At 39.9% G+C, this 18,141-nt stretch carries 16 protein-coding genes and 1 tRNA gene; 6 read left to right on the forward strand and 11 right to left on the reverse strand.

Going from position 1 to position 18,141, the window contains the following annotated elements; all coding sequences use genetic code 11:
- Positions 1–60 precede the first annotated feature (60 nt).
- The 5 genes from KCTC52924_RS05470 to rseP form a co-directional block, all read right to left on the reverse strand.
- Positions 61–921 carry a toprim domain-containing protein gene (locus tag KCTC52924_RS05470; protein WP_251807644.1) on the reverse strand — a complete coding sequence of 287 codons (861 nt, stop codon included), beginning with the start codon at positions 919–921 and terminating at the stop codon, positions 61–63.
- Positions 922–1,177: 256 nt separating this feature from the next.
- Positions 1,178–2,374: a primase-helicase family protein gene (locus KCTC52924_RS05475; RefSeq protein ID WP_251807643.1), complete on the reverse strand. Its 1,197-nt coding sequence runs from the start codon at positions 2,372–2,374 to the stop codon at positions 1,178–1,180.
- A gap of 32 nt (positions 2,375–2,406) precedes the next feature.
- Entirely contained in the window at positions 2,407–2,700 is a 294-nt protein-coding gene (locus KCTC52924_RS05480) for an AlpA family transcriptional regulator (protein ID WP_251807642.1), read from the reverse strand.
- 341 nt (positions 2,701–3,041) lie between these two features.
- A tRNA-Asn gene (locus tag KCTC52924_RS05485) sits at positions 3,042–3,115 on the reverse strand.
- 146 nt (positions 3,116–3,261) lie between these two features.
- Positions 3,262–4,578 (reverse strand): RIP metalloprotease RseP, encoded by a 1,317-nt coding sequence (gene rseP, locus KCTC52924_RS05490; protein ID WP_251807641.1) that lies wholly within the window; start codon positions 4,576–4,578, stop codon positions 3,262–3,264.
- Between the two features lie 163 nt (positions 4,579–4,741).
- Here rseP and KCTC52924_RS05495 point away from each other — a divergent pair, with 163 nt between their 5' ends.
- The 6 genes from KCTC52924_RS05495 to KCTC52924_RS05520 all read left to right on the forward strand — a co-directional run bounded on the left by KCTC52924_RS05495 (position 4,742) and on the right by KCTC52924_RS05520 (position 12,993).
- Positions 4,742–5,428 (forward strand): SCO family protein, encoded by a 687-nt coding sequence (locus KCTC52924_RS05495; RefSeq protein ID WP_251807640.1) that lies wholly within the window; start codon positions 4,742–4,744, stop codon positions 5,426–5,428.
- A 238-nt stretch (positions 5,429–5,666) separates the two neighbouring features.
- A complete protein-coding gene (locus tag KCTC52924_RS05500; protein ID WP_251807639.1) occupies positions 5,667–5,909 on the forward strand; it encodes a FeoA family protein in 243 nt (80 codons plus the stop codon).
- Positions 5,906–8,143: a ferrous iron transport protein B gene (feoB, locus tag KCTC52924_RS05505; RefSeq protein ID WP_251807638.1), complete on the forward strand. Its 2,238-nt coding sequence runs from the start codon at positions 5,906–5,908 to the stop codon at positions 8,141–8,143. Before KCTC52924_RS05500 ends, feoB begins: the two co-directional genes overlap by 4 nt.
- A gap of 76 nt (positions 8,144–8,219) precedes the next feature.
- Entirely contained in the window at positions 8,220–8,369 is a 150-nt protein-coding gene (locus KCTC52924_RS05510) for a hypothetical protein (protein WP_251807637.1), read from the forward strand.
- A gap of 273 nt (positions 8,370–8,642) precedes the next feature.
- On the forward strand, positions 8,643–10,034 hold the full coding sequence (locus KCTC52924_RS05515) for a carboxypeptidase-like regulatory domain-containing protein (RefSeq protein ID WP_251807636.1): 1,392 nt from the start codon (positions 8,643–8,645) through the stop codon (positions 10,032–10,034).
- 307 nt (positions 10,035–10,341) lie between these two features.
- Complete coding sequence (locus tag KCTC52924_RS05520) at positions 10,342–12,993, forward strand: DUF5916 domain-containing protein (protein ID WP_251807635.1); 2,652 nt, start codon at positions 10,342–10,344, stop codon at positions 12,991–12,993.
- Between the two features lie 29 nt (positions 12,994–13,022).
- Here the strand turns inward: KCTC52924_RS05520 and KCTC52924_RS05525 are convergent, their stop codons facing one another.
- The 6 genes from KCTC52924_RS05525 to KCTC52924_RS05550 form a co-directional block, all read right to left on the reverse strand.
- A complete protein-coding gene (locus tag KCTC52924_RS05525; RefSeq protein WP_251807634.1) occupies positions 13,023–13,409 on the reverse strand; it encodes a DUF423 domain-containing protein in 387 nt (128 codons plus the stop codon).
- A gap of 73 nt (positions 13,410–13,482) precedes the next feature.
- Complete coding sequence (locus KCTC52924_RS05530; protein ID WP_251807633.1) at positions 13,483–13,914, reverse strand: PH domain-containing protein; 432 nt, start codon at positions 13,912–13,914, stop codon at positions 13,483–13,485.
- A 99-nt stretch (positions 13,915–14,013) separates the two neighbouring features.
- Positions 14,014–15,174, reverse strand: a complete 1,161-nt coding sequence (locus tag KCTC52924_RS05535; protein WP_251807632.1) for a metal ABC transporter permease — start codon at positions 15,172–15,174, stop codon at positions 14,014–14,016.
- On the reverse strand, positions 15,167–16,294 hold the full coding sequence (locus KCTC52924_RS05540; RefSeq protein WP_251807631.1) for a metal ABC transporter permease: 1,128 nt from the start codon (positions 16,292–16,294) through the stop codon (positions 15,167–15,169). The genes KCTC52924_RS05535 and KCTC52924_RS05540 overlap by 8 nt, the downstream gene beginning before the upstream one ends.
- Before the next feature lie 6 nt (positions 16,295–16,300).
- Positions 16,301–17,038 (reverse strand): metal ABC transporter ATP-binding protein, encoded by a 738-nt coding sequence (locus KCTC52924_RS05545; RefSeq protein ID WP_251807630.1) that lies wholly within the window; start codon positions 17,036–17,038, stop codon positions 16,301–16,303.
- 73 nt (positions 17,039–17,111) lie between these two features.
- On the reverse strand, positions 17,112–17,987 hold the full coding sequence (locus KCTC52924_RS05550; protein WP_251807669.1) for a metal ABC transporter solute-binding protein, Zn/Mn family: 876 nt from the start codon (positions 17,985–17,987) through the stop codon (positions 17,112–17,114).
- Between the last annotated feature and the right edge of the window lie 154 nt (positions 17,988–18,141).

Here is an 18,141-nt window from a genome sequence, read left to right on the forward strand (position 1 = left end):
TTACCCTCTTGCTATTCCATTTTGCTCACACCATAGTGCTTGCATTACTTCCAATTCGGGTCATTGGTTTTGAGCAGTCCACCATGCGTTCACATCTTTAAAATCCTTGTACAGATTTGATCTATCCTTACATTTTGGATTTTCTTTCAACATTAGATCAACTGCCTTTTTACCTGCTCTGTCATTATCCATATAAAGCGCTACAGATTTATAGGCGTCAAACAGGTCAAACGATTTTTCTATAAAGCCCAGGGAGTTTAATATTAAAAGGTCATTCTTTTCTATAAGATTATTACCCATATCCATCAGGCTCAACATATCAAACATGCCTTCGGTAACTACTAGCCAATTGTTGCCATTCTTAATGTGAGTGATGTCTTTTGGGGAGCTGGAGTTCTTATAGTATTTGTTCCGTAACTCCCAACCCCCTGAACTGTTCTGTAAGCCTATGGCGAAGTATTCCCTACCCCGGAAAATATAATGGACCTCCTGACAAAGTTTGACTGCCGTAGAAAACGAAATTTTACGTGCATGTAAATATCTGATCAATGCTAAATGTGTTATGTGTTGTGCATAGTGGACCTGAATATCATTTCCATTTTGCATGGTAACTAAAGGCTGCTGCTGAAAAGAAAAAGAGATCTGCCCCTTTTGTAACCAAGCCAAGGTTTCTTTAACAGAAGTGCCGTTTATTAAACAAACCAGGTCAATTACATTGCCACCCTTCCCCGCTCCATGATCGTACCATCTGTTCAGTTTCTTGGATACCTTGAAAGAGGCTTGCGTTTCTGAGCGGAACGGACTCAGGAACCAAGCTTCTTTCTCAGATTCCTTTGTAGGAAAGTGCCCTAATTTTGCCAGCGCTTTTCCGATGGGATAATCTCGGGCTCTTTCACACGATATTTTATTGGTTCTTTGCATATCCTATCATTTGGCTCTCGATTTTGTCATCGTTTATTTTTGATGACAAAATGATGACAAAACGATGACGGCCCAATCCCCCGTATTTATTGACCTTAACTCTATCTCTCATCGTTTCATCAAAAAAAAGTATAATTGGTAAGGTTGTTTTTTCTTTTCATCAGCGAATTTTTCGATAAATGATGCGAAATCGCCCGTAATACCCACAAACAGTACGTTAAACGCTTCATCGTTTGGTCATCGTTTCATCGTTTTACTATTCTTCCCCAAAATGTTCCGACAGAAACTCCCTTTTTATAGTGTAGTACCTACCCTTGGCATCAATCAACCCCATCCCTCCTTCCCGCCAGATCATCAATTTCCCATAGGCCAAGGAATTTTCCTGATTGACGAGCTTCCAGTCCTTTTTTAAGATATGCCTCAATTGGGTAAGGTCCGTTTTAATCCGGGTTTGGTTCAAGAGGTGTAGGGCATCCAATGGGCATAATTGCACCTCTTCCAATTCAAAAGTTTCCATTGCGCTCAGGATTATACTGGCAAGTTCCTTTTCCACCCTGTTCTTGTTGTTTTGCCTTAAATTCTCCAAGGCCTTGGTCTTTATCTGGGCAGGAGAAAACCACATCCGGGTCCTATTGGGACTGGTCAGTTTTCGTTGTTGCAAATAGAATAGGAATGCAGGTATCTCCCTTTCAAGATATTCCAGAAATCGTGTTTCCTCCTTTTTCAAGGTTGGAATCTTCAATACCCAAAAACGGGTTTCGTTATTATCTATCTTGATAAAATTCTCCTCGTTGTTACTACAAAGGATGAACTTCCCAAAGAATTCTACTTCCCTCTTATCCTTCCCCTTGGCTTCTAGTTTGTTGAAATTGGTCGTACTCAAGTACTTGATCCGTTCGGTCAATTCTTCTTTATTAAAGAGTACCTCGTCTATACAGATTAAGAGCTTGTTAGCCCAATCAGCATTAAATTGACTGCTAAAGCTATCATTGGTGAGATAGGTCAAGTTATTGTCGAACACGGTTTTTAGCCATTTGAGAAAGGTGGTCTTACCTGTTGACCGCTCCTTAGATACAAGACACAGTATAGGCAACACCTGGACCGGCTTTACATATAACAGCTGCAGATAATCTAGACCTAAATCTAACTGGGGGCCGAAAATATGCTCCAATAGTTGTAGCGTATAGGGAAAAGCTCCCTCTCGCAGTTTATGGGGCAAGGGAGCATAGGTATTATAGAAACCGTGGCAATCTTGCTCAAAATGAATATGGCTGGGGAGACAGGTGAACCCATCATACTTTTTAATTCCACCGATAAAACTCCTACCATGATCTTGGCGAATGGCCTCCAGGGTCCATGGAACGATAATTTCGTTGAAATTCCCGGCAATGGTCGGGACACATACCAATTTGTAATAGGAGGTGCCCACGCGGATGTAAGGTGTGTCTTTCATAGCTCTGTTATAATGAAGCTGAAATAGATCACCTACCTCTTTCTATTTTTCAATAGTTGCTGGTTAAATTGGTGTTCTAAGGTTTCATCCGAAACATCGGGTTCCCCCAATAACCAGTTATCTATTGTATCCTTTTCAAAAAATTTCTGACGGATATGGGGATTGTTGCCCATGGGAATGAGCTTTAGCTGGGTCAGCTTGTAGATCTTGCTTTTGGAGAGTCCGGTGTATGTGGCCAGATCTTCTACGTTCATTACTTTCTTGGTGTGGGACAACAGACCTTTGATATCGGATAGGAGACCCACTACGTTTTCATTTTCTTCCATGATATTCGCTTTTTAGTTTTCTTCAAATTATAGAAGCAAATAGCACAGAAAGAAGATCTAGAAAATTTTAACTAAAAAAAACAATATTATTTGAGGGATTAATAACGATTCTTAAAAATCGTTTAGAATTACGCAACACGCACTTGTCATATAATGGTATTTGATAGAGAGCGCGGTATAACATTTCTCATATAGTAAGAACTAGTGATATTTTTAATGAAATACCCTGTTCTCAGTAAAGAAAGTTAGGAAATAGAACCTGAAGAATTTGTTTGACCTATGTTTGACCTAGGTCAATAAAAAAAGGCCTTGCATTTCTGCAAAGCCTTTGTTTATAGTAGCTCCCCCTCTTGGGCTCGAACCAAGGACCCTCTGATTAACAGTCAGATGCTCTAACCAACTGAGCTAAGGAGGAGTGTATTTCATTGCCTTTAGGCGGGCTTGCCTGCCGAAGAAACACCATCAGCGTTCCGTAGGCGGGTGCAAATATAAATGTTTTTTCAAATACGCCAAACAAAAATTGATTGTTTTATAGGTATTTTTTGAAAATATTTTATTTCCCTAGATAAACCGCTTTACAATATTCCAAATATCATTACCAAACACCAACAACATAAGCCCCATAAGAAGCACAAAACCAATTATTTGACCGGTCTCCAATACTTTTTCACTAGGCTTTCTTCCCGAGATCATCTCGTATAACAAAAACATTACATGCCCCCCATCCAAAGCCGGAATCGGTAAAATATTTAGAAATGCCAACCAAACGGAGAACATTGCCATAAAACTCCAAAAGAAAGTCCAGTCCCAAACTTCGGGCATCATTTCCACGATTCCGATTGGTCCCTTAACTTGCTTGTAGGCTCCTGTCTTGGTATTGAAAATAACCTTAAACTGCCTTATCTGATCTGTAAGCACCTGTATGGTCCTATTATAACCCGCAGGGATAGCCGCTAAAAAGCTATAGTTATCGGTAACACTTAAATCTGTTAAATCCAATTGTATCCCAATCACTCCTTCTTCTGGTACTACAAGATCCAAATGCTCAGTTTTACCAGCTCTAAGGACACTGATATCTAACTTCTGATTGACAGAAGATCCAATCTTCGCTGTAAATTCGTCCCAATATTTAGTATTCTGTCCGTTTACACCAATAATTTCGTCCCCAGGCAACAATCCTGCATTCTCCGCCACTGAATTAGGCATCACCTTACTGATCATGGCCTTGGAGCGATACCCTAAGAATCTTTTCCCTTGGGTAGCAAAAACAGTTTCCTTACCCTCATCGGATAACGGAAAGGTGATTTCCTTCCCATCACGCCTAACTGTCACCTCATCTCCGAGGATAATATCCAATATCGCCTCATTAAACTTTTTGGTCTGCTTGTCATCCACCATTAAAATCTGATCCCCTGTCTTAAGTCCCAATTGCTCTCCAATAGAATCTACAACAATACCGTATTTTAAACTATCGGACGGAATATAGGTGTCTCCATTATTAAACAGCAACATGGTATAAATGACCCAGGCCAATAGGAAATTGACAATAACTCCCCCTGTCATAATAATGAGTCGTTGCCATGCCGGTTTGCTCCTAAATTCCCATGGTTGTGGTTCTTGCTTCAACTGCTCGGTGTCCATGCTCTCATCAATCATCCCCGAAATCTTAACGTATCCGCCCAACGGCAACCACCCTATTCCATATTCTGTATCGCCTATCTTTTTCTTGAACAAGGAAAATTTCACATCAAAAAATAAATAGAACTTCTCTACTTTGGTCTTAAAATATTTGGCCGGTAAAAAGTGACCCAGTTCATGTAGTATGACCAATATTGAGATGATCAGGATAAACTGTATAATTTGAATTGCTATCGTCATTAACTATGGTTTTAAACTTTAAAAACGAACAAAAGTACATTTTTAACAGTTCTTAAAAAAAGAAACTATTGTCCCCCAATCCGATTTAAGAAACATTTAGCAGGAAAGTGCCCAAGAAGCCTTGAAAAATATGCCTAGCTGGACTACCTTTACCAAAAAAATCATGCGCAAGTTTTTTAGCAAACTAAAATATATAGGCATTGCCCTTTTTATAGTTTCCTCAATTATTATCTATTTGTTCATGAACGCGGTAAGACCGCAAAAAACGCTACCCGTATACCAACCTTCCATGGTGAATTTTGAGCTGGTGGACAGCACTATGCAGCACATTAAAAAATACCATACCATAGCCGATTTCGCCCTGACCAACCAAAATGGAAAATTAGTGACCCAGAAAGATTATGAAGACAAAATCTATATTGCAGATTTTTTCTTCACCACCTGCCCTACTATATGCCCCATCATGACCCGGAATATGGCCGATATACAAAACAAGATAAAGGATGATGACGATGTTTTACTACTCTCACACTCCGTTACCCCAGAAATCGATTCTGTTGCTCAATTAAAGAAATACGCTGTAGAACAAGGAGTCTTAGACCAAAAATGGAATTTGGTCACCGGCGATAAAAAGCAGATCTATGAATTGGCCAGAAAATCGTACTTAGTAGTGAAAACCGATGGCGATGGCGGACCTTTTGACATGATCCATACCGAAAATTTCATCCTAATAGACAAGTCTAGACGCATAAGGGGATTTTATGACGGTACCAACGCTGAGGAAATGGAACAGTTAATGAGCGATTTGGAAATCCTAAAAACTATCTATGACGATAATCCATCCCATTGACGATTTAAATTTCTATAAACTACACAGCTGCGATCTAATTAAGCATACTTTTTAGTTAACATAACTCTTATAGACACCCCAGAATAGCAACATAAGTGGTAATTTCCAATACCACAGTATGATTGATAAGCCTATTTTCCATAAACCAAACGAATTACCCAATTTGTTTAAAGACCCACTACATTATTAATTTTTTTACCTTATTTTTGTGCTTACTTAAATTCAATCTAAATAAAAATTGACTACCACAGTAGCACATTTAAGACGCGGGCAAAAGGGAATTATCAAAGAATTTTCTGATGGAGTTCTTCCTATAAAACTCATGGAATTGGGATGCTTACCTGGCAACGAAATAGAATTGGTACAAGTAGCTCCCCTTAGGGACCCGATTTATATTAATTGTAACGGCACGCATATCGCCATAAGAAGGTCTGTTGCAATTTTAATAGAATTAGAAATTATTGAAGATTCCCCGCTATGAGCAAACAGATAAAGGTAGCCCTAATAGGCAACCCCAACACTGGCAAAACCTCCGTTTTCAATCAGCTTACAGGACTAAAACAGAAAGTTGGGAATTATCCTGGTATTACCGTAGAGAAGAAAGAGGGCATATGCAAACTACCAAGGGGCGTTAAAGCCCATATTCTTGACCTTCCTGGCACCTACAGCCTTAACACCACCTCCTTGGATGAAAGTGTGGCAGTAGAATTGTTGCTCAATAAAAATGACAAGGATTTTCCCGATGTGGCCGTAGTGATCAGCGATGTGGAGAATTTAAAGCGAAATTTACTGCTTTTTACCCAGATTAAAGATCTGAGAATACCAGCAATTCTGGTGATCAATATGGCCGATAGGATGACCAGAAAAGGTATTACGCTAGATATTGATCTATTAGAGGAAAAACTAGATACCAAAATTGCACTGGTCAGTACTAGGAAAGGTATAGGGATAATTCGGATCAAGGAATTGATTGCAAATTACAAAAGTCTCTCCGTTACTCCCAATATTGACACTTCCGTAATTGCTCCAGAATATTTTAACAAGCTGAAAACCACTTTCCCGAAAGAGGATATTTACAAACTATGGTTGGTAATTACCCAGGATGTAAACTTTATGCCCATAGAGAAAAATCCGATCAGTATTCCCGCCTCTTTTGAAACAAAATCCAAACCCGAACTAAAACGGTTACAACAAAAAGAAACCATCCTAAGGTACCAATTTATTAACGGTATCTTAAAGCAAGCCTATAAGGTAGACCTAAATGCCGCCAAGGGATTAAGGGCCAGCCTAGACAAAATATTGACCCACAAAGTATTCGGATATCTAATTTTTTTCTTAATCCTGCTCACCATTTTCCAAGCTATTTACGACTGGAGCAGCTATCCAATGGATTTTATCGATGAACTCTTTGCTTCGGGTAGTGAATGGGTAAAGAACACCCTTCCCCCTGGTGTATTCACAGATCTGATCGCAGAAGGTATTCTTGCAGGAATAGGTGGGGTGGTCATTTTTATACCGCAAATAGCCTTTTTGTTCTTATTTATTTCTTTGTTGGAAGAATCTGGATATATGAGTCGGGTAGTGTTTTTAATGGACCGTTTAATGCGTCCCTTTGGACTCTCCGGAAAAAGTGTGGTCCCCCTTATTTCGGGTACTGCATGTGCCATACCCGCAATTATGGCTACAAGGACCATCGAAAATTGGAAAGAAAGATTAATTACCATCTTGGTCACCCCTTTTACAACCTGTTCCGCACGCCTCCCCGTATACCTGATAATTATCGCATTAGTGATTCCAGAAGGCCGTTTTCTTGGCCTTAGCTATCAGGCACTCACCCTAATGCTACTCTATCTTCTTGGCTTTGGAGCCGCTATATTTTCGGCCATGATCCTAAATAAGATCATGAAAATAAAGACCAAGACCTTTTTTGTGATGGAGATGCCAAATTACAAGCTTCCACTTCTAAAAAATGTAGGGTACACCGTTCTGGAAAAGACAAAAAGCTTTGTTATAGGAGCGGGTAAGATAATCCTGGCTATTTCCATAATTCTTTGGTTTTTAGGGTCTAACGGATATTCCGATAATTTTCACAACGCCGAAACCATCATTAAAGAAAAAATTGAAAAAGAAGGATTTACTGACTTTAACCTTGCCAATATGGAGACTAGTTTAGCCTCCTACAAGGAATCCTTGCAAGATAGTATCGCTAAAAACGCATATCATTTAGATCAATTAACCATTGCTGACTCCCTAAAAAACAAAGCCGCAATATTAAAGCAAAAAGCTGAAAATCAGGAAGTAGCAAGTTACAAATTGGAAAATTCCTATATGGGGATTATGGGTAAAGCAATTACCCCCATTGTTCAACCACTAGGATACGATTGGAAAATTGGTATTGCAGTACTTACCTCATTTGCGGCTAGAGAAGTCTTTGTAGGCACTTTGGCCACCATATATAGCGTTGGCAGCGATGAAGAGGATACTATTAAAAATAGAATGGCCGCAGAAATTGATCCTGTAACCAAAAAACCATTGTTTAATCTCGCATCAGGCATTTCCCTCTTGCTTTTTTACGCATTTGCTATGCAGTGCATGAGTACTTTGGCAATTGTAAAAAGAGAGACCAATACTTGGAAATGGCCCGCAGCTCAGCTAGTATTTATGAGTCTTTTTGCTTATATTGTAGCACTGATTGCCTATCAATTATTGAAATAACGGACGCTAAGGTCTGGTGAGTTTTGAAATTTCAACTTCAGACATTTGGACGTTCAACAACTATAAAATTAAAAAAATGAGTATTCTTCAAGACATATTGGTCTATATCACGGTCGCCATTGCACTAGGTTATCTCATTAAAAAATTCCTATTGCCGAAATCCTTGTTTGCCGGTAAGAAAGGCAGCTCTAAAGGTTGTGGAGAGGGAGATTGTGGCTGTCATTAGCAATCGCTCATAAAAGCTGATTCATGAGAAATGGCGGTTCTTCCTATTTGCTGAAAATAGACCAACACCTTCTTAATATTTACCAAAAATGACCTGACGTAAGGATTCTTATTCGTTATTTCGTTATATAATACCCACCTTTTATGCGAAGTACAGCTGTCATCCTTTGGTTTTTCCTCTTTGCAATTAATTGCTCCCAATTGTTTTCGCAAACAATCAGCTCGGTAGTAAAGGACGCTGAAACCCAACAGCCTTCCCTATGCAACGATACAATTGTCTACTAAAAAAGGGGTAATTACCAATGAAGAAGGCAGGTTTACCCTTCAATTAACCAGTCAATTCCAAGAAACAGATTCACTTTTTGTATCCTGCATCGGGTACGAAGGACTGGCCAAGCCCATTAATCAATTTACGGAATCCGTTATTCTATTGACCCCTAAGGCAATCGAGTTAAATCCGGTAATCGTTAGTAACAAACAATATACCGCAGAGGAACTTATTGAAGCGGTTAAAAATAACCTGAAACAGAATTATAGCTGGGATATCACAAGAAAACGCTTGTTCTTTCGAGATTCTTACCACCAAAACCTCACTAAAACCGATTTTACGTTTAAAGAATCTTCCATAGAAGCCCTTAATGAAAGATTTCTCGACAGCGTATTGCGAACCATTCCCAAAGAAACCAGCCATTACACCGAAATCTTAGGAGATTTTTATGGCGATTTTAATAAGGACAACCAAAAGCTGACCCTTATAAAAGCATCAGAACTCTATGACAAACAGAACGAATTGGATCTTACCGCCCTCGAAGATAAGTTTAATGATATTCTAAAGAAAAACATTAAACCCGACTCCTATTTTAAGATTAAATCCGGATGGTTCGGCACCAAAGTAGATGCCGATGAGATACTTGCTACCCCTGCGGACCCACAGGATGCAGAGGCGCTAAAAAAAGAACTGGAAGAAAAGAAAAAGAAAGAGGAGGAGCGGAAAAAGTTCTTTGCAACCTTTAAGAAAAAAGCCCTGGGAAATATTATGGAAAAGTTGTTCTTTCTAGAGGATTCCAAACTTAATTTTATAGCAAGAAACAGACGCTATAACTTTAATATAATCGATTTCACCTATATGGGTGACCAAGCCGTTTATTTGGTAGACTTTGAACCCAAAAGATCGGAGGACTACAAAGGGCGACTCTATATAAATGCTGATGATTTTGCCGTCATCAGGGTAGATTACAGCAATGTGAAATCCTTAAAAACCTTTAGATTGTTAGGTGTTTCCATGGATCAATATTTAGCGACGGGTAAAATGTTATTCGCCAAAGGCGATAATAACGCCTACCACCTACAGTATTTAGAGGAAGAACTAGGAGCCAGAATAGGGATCAAACGCCCCTTAAAGATCATTGAACTTAACAAACGGGTAAAAGGAAGGAACAAACAAAACGAACTCTCCTTGAAAATTGATATGGCCACCACTGGCACCAACAAACACCAGATCGTAATTTTTGATACAGAAACCATCAGTGCCACCAAATTGGAATCGATTAAAGAAAACAATGATCTTCTACCAACCTATATGCCCAATTACGATCCAGAATTTTGGAAGGGACATAATATCATAGAACCCAATAAGGCCATTAGGGAATTTACTTCTGCAGAATAAATCGTCACCATCACTTAGGCCACTCATCGAAAAATAGTGTTGCTTTTAAATCACCCTGATTGCTTAGGCTGCACTCCAATGGCTACCTAATTACTACACCTCCACACAACAAGTAAAGGGTGGCTTTTTTAGCCTACATTAACCTGAGAAAGGCTATTTAGTCCTAGATCACTTTCTCGTAAACAATTCACAATCAAGGCACCGAAGATTCTTTTTTAAAATGTTAAAATTTCCTTAAACACGATTGTCAACTGTAACGACTGTCCATTTCCACAGTCTATTACTATATCAATCAAAAATCAATAACATGAACATTAGTAGTCTTACCACAAGTGTATTATTGCTTTCACATGTGGTATTCTATGCGCAAGACTCAACAAAGTCCCTCATAAAAAAGACATACACTACGGAATTCATAAAGGACATGCCTCCCCCTGTTGTGGATGGTATCTTGGAAGAAAATACCTGGTCTCTAGTACCATGGGAAGGAGCTTTTGTTGAACAAAGGCCTGACGAAAACACTGCCCCAGATCATCAGACCAAATTTAAAATTTTATATGACAAGAACTTCCTCTATGTAGGCATCCGTTGCTACGACAGCGAACCGGATAAGATAGAAAAACGCCTTTCTAGGCGCGATGGCTTTGAGGGGGATTGGATCGCGATTTTTATCGATAGCTATTTTGATAAACGCACCGCTTTCGGCTTTTTGGTCACCGCAGCGGGTGTCAAGGCAGATATATTTGAATCTAACAACGGGGACAATGAGGATGAGAGCTGGAATCCCATTTGGCACACGAAAACTCAGATCGATTCAGAAGGCTGGACCGCAGAAATGAAAATACCTCTGAGTCAACTCAAATTTGGTAAATCTAAAGAACAAACCTGGGGTTTGCAGGTAATGCGCCGACTCTTTAGGGAGGAAGAGCGTTCCGTATGGCAACGCCTTCCCCAAGACACTCCTGGCTTTGTAAGCGAGTTTGGCCTACTGCAAGGTTTGATAGATCTAGAACCCCAGAAACAATTGGAGATTCAGCCTTATGCCATTAGCAAATTGGAAACTTACGATGCGGAACAAGGCAATCCGTTTCTTACGGGACAGGATGAAAAATTTACGGGTGGCCTAGATGCCAAAATCGGCATTACCAATGACCTGACCTTAGACCTCACCATAAATCCCGATTTTGGACAGGTAGAAGCGGACCCATCAGCTATTGCATTGGATGGTTTTCAGATATTTTTTGAGGAGAAACGTCCTTTTTTTGTGGAAAACAAGAATATATTCAATTACCAGGTTTCCCGATCCCAAGCCGGAAACACCTTTGGGTTCGATAATGTGTTTTATTCCCGAAGGATAGGACGAAGTCCACAGGGATTTCCTGAGACTGAAGAGGGCGAATTTGTGGACCAACCCAACAATACCGCCATCTTGGGTGCGGCAAAATTCAGTGGTAAAACAAAGGACGGATGGTCTATAGGAGTCATGGAAAGTACCACCGCAAGAAAATATGCGACCATAGACAATAACGGCCAGCGAAGAAGGGAAATAGTGGAACCTCTGACCAATTATTTTATAGGTCGATTACAAAAAGATTTTAATGACCGAAATAGTTATTTAGGCAGCATTTTCACTGCTACCAATAGGGAGGATCTCAACCAAAACCTCAACTTCCTACACAAATCGGCCTATACAGGAGGGTTCGATTTTAAACATCAGTGGAATCAGCGCGACTGGTACTTAGCGGGAAATATTATTTGGAGCCACGTACGCGGAGATACCACGGCCATAAGGAAGACCCAGGAATCCATCACCCATTTGTTTCAAAGAGTAGGCGCAGACCACATAAACCTAGATCCAAACAGCACCTCCATGAGCGGTACCGGAGGAAATCTTCAATTGGGAAAGGTAGGTAATGGTCATTGGAAATTTGAGACCGGCTTCACTTGGAGATCTCCAGAACTAGAATTAAACGATGTAGGATTTCAACGGCAAGCAGATGACCTAAGGCATTATAATTGGATTGGATATCAGAGCCTTAAACCAGACAAATCCTTTCGAAAAATCGGCATCAACTACAACCATTGGAGCGTTTGGGACTTTGGCGGTAACCATAACAACCTGCAATTCAACACCAATAGTTGGCAGAACTGGAAAAATAACTGGTTTACCAATATTGGATTCAACTACACTCCAGTGCAGTATTCCAATTTTGCCTTAAGGGGCGGTCCTAGGTTGCGACTCTCCCCTGAAATAAGCTTTTACAATGGGGTGGAAACGGACAGTCGGAAGAAACTTCAATTATCCCTATTCCATAATGGCAGTAAGGCCTTGGACAACTCTAACAAATCCTACGAAATAGAATTTGGGCTTAGCTACCAACCATTTAACGCCTTGCGTATTTCGGCCTTTCCAGAATACAGTACTTCTAATAATAAATTACAATACATAGATAATATTGATGCGGGAAACACGACTACTTATCTCAACGGTTCCGTGAATCAAAAGACCTTGAGCATGTCCCTAAGATTAAATTATACCATCAATCCTAACCTTTCCATTCAATATTGGGGACAACCTTTTATCTCCAATGGCAGGTACTCCGATTTTAAGGAAGTAACGGACCCCTTGGCTAAGTCTTTCAATAGCAGAATATGGACCTATCAAACTAACCAGATAACACGTATTGAAGATCTATATTCGGTAGATGCCAATTTGGATGGGACAGCAGATTTTACCTTCGAAAATCCCGATTTCTCCGTAATTCAATTCCGATCTAATTTGGTGTTGCGATGGGAATATATCCCGGGTTCGGAGGTATTCTTAGTTTGGTCACAGGATGTATCTCATTCGGGGGATCCACAAAGCCCGCTCTTCAACGGCCTAAAAGACAATATTTTTAATGGGGAAAAACCAAAAAATATCTTCCTGTTAAAAGTAACCTACCGTTTTGTCCTATAAATGGATTCTATATAAATATATCCTTAAACCTATACCCATTCTTTAACAAAGGAATACAGCAGTAATCCCCATCCTACCACTAACAACAACCCACCTATTGGAGTCACCGGTCCTAAAAATTTTACTTTAAGACCTTTGGAGTTCCCAAGAACCAAACCGTAGATGCTGAAGGAAAACAAGAACGTTCCAAGCATAAAACAATAGACCATATACTTTTCTACACCAGCTTCCAAATTCAGGTTAAAACCCAACACTATCAGTAGAATAGCGTGGTACATTTGATATTTTATGCCCGTTTCAAAACTTTTCAACTGTTCATCGGTCAGCGTTTTTTTTAAAGCATGTGCCCCGAAAGCGCCAAAAACAATGGCCAAACAACCGTATAAAGACCCAATAACATGTGCTAATAATACCATAATTATTATTTATTATAAAAACGATAAGCCAACCTGAAATCCAATTGTTGCCCCTAAATCAAGCGTTGTTCAGCTATTTCTTGGTCGGTTGTATTTTTTCCGCTAAAAGTTTAAAGGTGGATTCGGTTACTGTGCTATCCGAATAGTTTAAGAACATTTTCAGGGAATCTTGGTAGACCACCCGTATTTTAGATTGGGAAAGTTTGTCTACAAACACATACACTTTTGCTTGCCCGATGCTATCTGCCTTAAATACCCCTTTCTCAATTTCCTTGACCGAAAATCCATTGATCCGTTCCATAGAGGGGATCTTGTCTACCATTTTCACACTATCCATTTCCGAAAAAGGAATTTTTAAATAATAGATTCCCGAAAAAACACGAAAGGAATCCTTCTCTATTTCGGTCCAATTTTTATAATGCGCCGTATAAGCCAGAGCAACCCCTACCAAGGTAATTACTATGAGCATATTTAAAAGCCATGTTCTTTTACTTTTCTGTGCCATGTTCTTAATTATTAGGGTCCTATATTTTTCGAACCAAGCCAAAATTAAACTTAGAAAGATGAATCAAAAATAACTGCTAATTTCCTCAAAAAAAAACCATTAACCCCTAAACAAAAAGAATCTATCCTTCATTTCCTCTATTGCAGCACTTTTGTTGGTGATAATATAGGTGATGGCCTCGGAGGTAAATGTTTTTCCCTTATCCGTAAGGGAAATAATACTATCATCTATGGTGATCATATTGTTTTTTAAGGCAAGATCCAAGACAGACTGCGCCCTAACCTTGTGCCAATTAATGTGTTCATTTAGGTGATTAATATGTCGTTCCGATCTTTCCGTATGATTTTGTAGGTGCAGCAAAAAGGTCAATAAATGAACTTCCACTTTTTGACGTTTTTGTCGATATAGCACAGAAATTAAACCACTATTTGGTGCCAATAGGTAAATTAATAAGAACAACACTCCCAAAACGGTGGTTATAGAACCTGCAATAGAGGCATCTAACCAATGGGCCACCCAATAGCCTGATATCGCACCGATAATCCCAAAAATTGAGGACAACAGCAGCATTTTCTTTAGGTCCTTGACCAAAAGATAGGCCATAGCGGCCGGAGCGATCATAAGAGCCACCACCAAAATTGCCCCCACTGCATCAAAAGCCCCTACCGTGGTCACCGAAGCGACTGTCATAAGGCCATAATGCATAATTACAGGCGAAAATCCAAGGGTGGCCGCCAATTGCTTATCAAAAGTGCTGATCTTTAGCTCCTTAAAAAAGGCCAATAACAGTGTTAGCGTAATCACTAAAATTGTCCCAATCACCCAAAGTGATTTTGGCCCCATATCTGTTCCATTGATCAGCAAACGATCAAAAGGGGCAAACGCCAACTCCCCCAACAGCACTGCATCCACATCCAAATGTACATCCCCCGCATTTTTGGCAATTAATATTACCCCAATACTAAAAAGGGAAGGAAAAACCAGACCTATGGCCGTGTCTTCCTTGACCAAACCGGTCTTTTGGATATATTCTACTAAAACAACCGTAAGAATTCCACTGAAAGCGGCCAATAAAATCAACCAAGGAGAATTTAAATCTTCCGTAAGAAAAAAGCCTATAACGATCCCAGGTAATATGGAATGACTAATGGCATCACTGATCATTGCCATTTTTCGCAGTACCAAGAAGGTTCCCGGAATAGCGCATGCAACGGCAACGACACAAGCGATCAATTGTATTTCTATTTGTGCGCTAGTCATTGAGATTCTCTTGTTGGTTGTATAAGTTCATCGCTTTCTCATATCCCTTTTGGGTCATAGACCACATTGCCCCCTCTATGGTAATATATTCCCTAACCTCTAAATTTTTCAGGGAATTTCTGGTATAACCCTGAAAATCATTAAGGATCCTAACATGGTGCGGATGTGAAATATCCCTATGGGTTTTGGCAATCTCGTACATAAAATAGAGGGTCTTATGCAATTGTAGGTCGTTTCTATTTTTCCAGTGCCGTATCTCCTTGAACAAAAGTCCCCTCCCAGGAGAGAAAATAAAGGAGATTACCACAATGGCCGCCGCGATCAATACAATTACCGGTCCGGTTGAAAGATTGTTAGAGGTGGCACTGATGGCTGTGCCGAAAATCCCAGACATAGCCCCAAAAAGCGCTGCCAAAAAAATCATAATTCCCAAATTATTGGTCCATTGCCGGGCCGCTGCGGCTGGGGCCAACAACATGGCACTCATGAGAACCACACCCACTGTTTGTAACCCAATAACAATGGCCAATACAATTAAGGAGGTCATTACGACATCTAAAAAATAAGTGTTAAACCCCAAGGACTTACTATAATCCGGATCAAAATGTTGCAATTTAAATTCCTTCCAAAAAATGATCAGTACCAACAGGGAAATTCCCATTACCACCGCCATTAACATAACATCGCTCTCTACCAATGTGGCCGCCTGACCAAATAGATACTTGTCCAATCCCGCTTGTTGGGCATTGGGCATTTTTTGGACAAAGGTCAATAACAACATCCCAAATCCAAAAAAAAGTGAAAGGATCAAACCTAGGGCGGTGTCGGACTTAAGATGCGTATTCTTAACAATTCCCCTGATCCAGAAAGTACCGATCAGACCACTTATCAACGCCCCTACTAAAAGTGTATTGCTATTTTTTGCTCCGGTGATAAGAAAAGCAATTACTATACCTGGCAGGGCGGCATGGGAAATGGCATCGCCCAAAAGGCTCTGTTTTCTCAGCACCGCAAAACTACCCAGCATACCACAAACCACTCCAAGAATGGCAGTACCCATGGTAATAGTACGCAGGGTATAATCGGTAAACACTAATGAAAAATATTCCTGTACGGACATAAAATATTACTCTAAAATGCTGACTTTATAATTAATTCCATAGGTCTTAGTAAGGTTGTCATCATTAAAAATATCCTTGACCGAACCTGTAGCTATTTTTTTGACGTTTAAAAAAGTGACCCAATCAAAATATTCGGGCACTGTTTGTAGATCGTGATGAACCACAACAACCGTTTTTCCAGATTTTCGCAGTTCCTTTAATATATTGACAATGGCCTTTTCGGTAGTGGCATCCACCCCTTGGAATGGTTCGTCCATAATATAGATACTTGCCTTTTGCACCAAGGCCCTAGCTAAAAATATACGCTGTTGTTGTCCACCGCTAAGCTGACTGATCTGCCGATTTCTCAACTCAAGCATTCCTACCTTTTCCAAGGCCTCCAAGGCCTCTTTCTTTTGGGTTTTTCCCGGCCGCTTTATCCAGCCCAAACTCCCATAGGTCCCCATTAGTACCACATCTAGGGCCGTAGTGGGAAAATCCCAATCAACACTTCCCTTTTGAGGCACATAGGCTACCTCTTTATATTGCTTCTTATAAGGCTTCCCAAAAATCTCTATAGAACCCGCAATAGGTTTAACAATATCCAACATAGCCTTGATCAAAGTAGATTTCCCAGCACCATTGGGCCCAACTATAGCCATCAGCACACCTTCCGGAACCAACAAGTCTATATCCCAAAGTACCGGCTTATAATTATAGGCTACGGTAAGGTCATCCACTTTTATAGCGATTTTATCCTTCATGTTACATTTTGAATATTATTAGTTATCGGTTGTAGGTCCTTTTACTGCCAACTGTTACCACCAAATTACAAGCCTATTTTAACGCGTTTACTATAGTGTTTACATTGTGTCTAAACATCCCTATATACGTACCTTCCTCTGTTCCTTTAGTCCCCAAGGCATCGGAATACAGGCTGCCCCCAATACTTACATCATGACCTTTAGAAGTTACAGATGCCTGTAGTGCTTCTATAGTTCGCCGAGGTACCGAAGTTTCAATGAAAATAGACTTTACCTTATTGTCTATAATAAATTGAGATAGTTTTTGCACATCTTGTACCCCTGCTTCCGTTGCCGTAGATATTCCTTGAAGTCCCAACACCTGAAATCCGTAGGCCACCCCAAAATAGTTGAAGGCGTCATGCGCAGTAACTAAAATACGTTTTTCCTTTGGCAGCGTTTCTATGATTCGTTTTATATCGATCTCCAAAGCATCCAGTTCGGTAAGATATTGTTTGCTGTTTTTGGCAAACAATGCTGCGTTCTTGGGATCTGCCTCCTGTAATTTTTCAGTGACATATTGAGTAATTTTTTTCCAAAAAGTTACATTAAACCAGATATGAGGATCATAATTAGAGGCAAAAAATTCTGAAGCCAACAACTCTTTCTTATCCAATTTATCGGCAAGGGCAACAGTTTTATTGTGTTGCTTTTCCATCTTTTCAAAAATATCTACTAATTTCCCCTCTAAATGGAGTCCGCTGTAAAAAACAATATCTGCGGTAAATAATTTGTTCACATCCCCCTCACTGGCCTTATAGAGATGTGGATCTACCCCGCTCCCCATAAGTCCTTGAATTTCTATAGCATCCCCACCTATCCGGTGTAGCAGGTCCGTAATCATGGTGGTAGTGGTAACCACTTTAAGTTTTCCGTTATCCTTTTTATTGGGATCGGTCTTACAACCCATCAAACAGATTAATAGTATAGGTAAAACAATTTTTCTAAACCTTAAAAATCGACAAGCATTAACTGCGCTCGTATGTATTCCACTAACAGAAGTCATACCAAAATGTCTCCCTATAGCCAATCTCCATTTAGTTTTTATCTTCATCCGATCATTT

The sequence above is a fragment of the Arenibacter antarcticus genome, assembly GCF_041320605.1.
Taxonomy (GTDB): domain Bacteria; phylum Bacteroidota; class Bacteroidia; order Flavobacteriales; family Flavobacteriaceae; genus Arenibacter; species Arenibacter antarcticus.